Raw genomic sequence first — 273 nt, 5'->3', positions numbered from 1 at the left:
ATGCAGCAAACGTTTTTCAAGTTCAACCGGAAGGCCGGGTCATGACCAAATCATCACGTGCTCTTTGCGCCGCTGTCGCGGCCGCATTGGCCCTTTCCCTGCCCGGATCGGCCTTTTCCGAAACCATTGTGCGCAAGACCTATTCGTATTTTTCGATCAGCGGCAAAACCGCAGCCGACCTCGATCAGCAGCTTTCGAAACACGGTCCGCTCACCCGCAATACCGGCGCGCGGCATCCCGGTGCGACGGAAATCAAATTCGGCGGCGAACTCA

1 protein-coding gene is annotated in these 273 nt (G+C 57.5%); it reads left to right on the top strand.

Going from position 1 to position 273, the window contains the following annotated elements; genetic code table 11:
- Nucleotides 1-41: 41 nt before the first annotated feature.
- Nucleotides 42-273: DUF922 domain-containing protein (locus tag SB816_RS31590; RefSeq protein ID WP_410548194.1), on the top strand; the 232-nt coding region annotated here is incomplete at its 3' end.

It is taken from the genome of Achromobacter sp. SIMBA_011 (assembly GCF_046535435.1).
Classification (GTDB): domain Bacteria; phylum Pseudomonadota; class Gammaproteobacteria; order Burkholderiales; family Burkholderiaceae_B; genus Achromobacter; species Achromobacter dolens.
This window is presented reverse-complemented; position numbering and strand designations above follow the sequence as displayed.